Below are 2,437 nucleotides of genomic sequence, written 5' to 3'. Positions count from 1 at the left end.
GATCAAACTCTCCAATAAAGTTAGTTTGTCTAGCATCTAAAATAAAAATTGACGTTTCACGTTGTTTGTTTCGTTCAGTTTTCAAAGAACTACTTGGTCGCTCATTTGCGACTTCCTTATGTTAACACTTTCGTTAATTGATGTCAACTAAGTTTTTTATTTCGTTTGTCGCTTTCGACGTTAATGTCATCGGCGACTTGTCCTATATTACACCTCTATATAATAATAGTCAATATTAATCTTTCATTTTTTTTAAAAAGATGAAAAAGACTCTCATACCCCCCTTTTATTTCTCATACATATCAATAAGATAACTGAAAGGAGTGTAGAACTTGTTCAATCCTTCTTTATTACACATCATAAGCTCCCATTCAAGAAGCCCACACTATCATAGGAAGTTTCCAATCATTCTATTTTGGAGTCAAAAAAGCGGCTGTACTTCTCTTGCTAAATGGTTCTTTTACCAGATTGATTTATTACAAACCGCTCTAAGTTATAGTCCTTTCATTCATAATTATGAATATGATATATACAAAAGTACACCTGCCTATAGTGTACGACTAGGAGTAGCGTTACGAGAAAAACAAAAAGAAACTTTTAAACTTGTTCGTAACCCTTATAGGAGAGCAGTCAGTTCTTTCGTATCCTTAATTGGACCTCCTTATATGGAAAATCCCGAATGGAAACCCATCCGAAAGTTTTTATATCAAGATGAAAATTCCTCCAAAGGGATCTCATTTAAACAATTTCTATACTATCTATTTATAAAAGGGGCTCACGCAAGTGATATTAACCCACATTTCACACAACAATATATAGCTGGTGAAGAAGAATATGTGACCAATTATATATACTTAGAAAACTTCGATCAGGAAATGAAAGAATTAGAAAAGCGTTTCGAATTAAAAACCGCACCAATAAATGAGTTCTCAACATCATGGCATCATCAAACTCCCGCCATGATTTATAAAGGTAATTTTAGCGAAGGCGATATTACTGATCCTTTATTTCCACGTCATCCAACTTTTGAAAGCTTTTATGATACTGAATGTATACAACTTGTCCAAACAATATTTCAAAATGATTTCGACACATATAAATACAGCAAAGAATATCCATACTAACTTTAGTCTATTATCTTTGCTAAATAAAAAAGATACCTCATATATAAGGTATCTTTTTAACATTTCAATTATATAAATCATACTGTTTAGCAGTCTCTATTCTCCACCTTGTTACCTTTTAATAGATTACATAACTTTTGCTTATCCGCCCATCCTACTCCAATTAAGACTAAACTCGCTCCCATTATTACTCTCCATGTCAGAGATTCATTTAATAGAATAATTGAAGTAATAATACTTATTAATGGTAATGCATTTAAATATAATCCGCTTACTGATGCTGAAACTCTCTCTAGCGCTTTATTCCAAAACCAATACGCTAAAATTGTTGCTCCAATAACAAGGTATATTACACTAAGTCCCGTTTTCCAGGTTTCAACCTTTGGGAGACCGTAATAAAAAATTTCTACCAGTGCAAACGGTAAGAGAATAACAGCTCCAATAATTAAAGTTAATGTTGTAAAAACCTCGTTTGATAAATACTGTTCTTGTTTTGGTCGTTTTAGCAAAACTGTGTAGAAAGCAAATAGAAAAGTACTTAATAATATTAGTATATCTCCTATTAAGGACACTTCTTGATTAGCACTTTTAGATGGAATCGTAATAAAGAGTACTCCTATAGCACCCAATATAATTCCTATCCAATAATTCAATCGAATTTCCTCTTTTAAAAAGAGTGCTGAAAAAAGAATTGTAACTAATGGTAATGCAGCATCTATAATACTCACATGTAATCCACTTGTTAAAGAAATGCCGTAGGATGTAAACATAAAATAACCAGCTACACCGGTAAAAGCTAACAAACTCATTCTTTTCCATGGAACTTTTTTATGTACAACTGATTTTTGTAATTCCTTAAATGAGAATAGCATACAAATTCCACCTGCAAAGAAAAGACGAATAAATAACAAAGTAAACGGCTGAATAGATTCTAACGCCCATTTTGTTGGCGCAATGGCTGTGCCCCATAATATAACAGCCACTAATAACATGCATATTTCTTTCATAATTCCCCACACCCATCAAAAATATATGTTAACTACCTTAATTATAGATTTTTTCTAATGTAAAATCCTTTAAAAGCACAAAAGGTTATGTAAGATCACAAACATTCTTTTTACATCTGGACTATATTCTTGAAAAGGTAATTCTTACCTTTAAATTTAAAATAATAAAAATAAACACAAAAAAAACCTAAGTCAAAATAACTTAGGTTCTTGCTTGGCGACGTCCTACTCTCACAGGGACAAGGTCCCAACTACCATCGGCGCTAGAGAGCTTAACTTCCGTGTTCGGTATGGGAACGGGTGTGA

The 2,437-nt window shown here is 32.6% G+C and carries 2 protein-coding genes and 1 rRNA gene; 1 reads left to right on the top strand and 2 read right to left on the bottom strand.

Features of this window, described 5'->3' with window-relative positions:
• Positions 1-332: 332 nt before the first annotated feature.
• A complete protein-coding gene (locus GBN91_RS28470) occupies positions 333-1,124 on the top strand; it encodes a sulfotransferase family 2 domain-containing protein (RefSeq protein WP_000483017.1) in 792 nt (263 codons plus the stop codon).
• Between the two features lie 86 nt (positions 1,125-1,210).
• On the opposite strand, the gene GBN91_RS28465 is transcribed toward GBN91_RS28470, so the two are convergent.
• A complete protein-coding gene (locus tag GBN91_RS28465) occupies positions 1,211-2,131 on the bottom strand; it encodes a DMT family transporter (protein ID WP_000658274.1) in 921 nt (306 codons plus the stop codon).
• Positions 2,132-2,343: 212 nt separating this feature from the next.
• Positions 2,344-2,437 (bottom strand): 5S ribosomal RNA (rrf, locus tag GBN91_RS28460); the annotation flags it as partial.

It is taken from the genome of Bacillus sp. B1-WWTP-T-0.5-Post-4, assembly GCF_009183795.1.
Classification (GTDB): Bacteria; Bacillota; Bacilli; order Bacillales; family Bacillaceae_G; genus Bacillus_A; species Bacillus_A cereus.
The sequence above is the reverse complement of the archived record's forward strand: the minus strand, read 5'-3'. Positions and strand labels throughout refer to the sequence as shown.

Coding starts and splice junctions, on each gene's coding strand:
- GBN91_RS28465 (WP_000658274.1), bottom strand. CDS start 2,131: ATGAAAGAAATATGCATGTTATTAGTGGCTGTTATATTATGGGGCACA.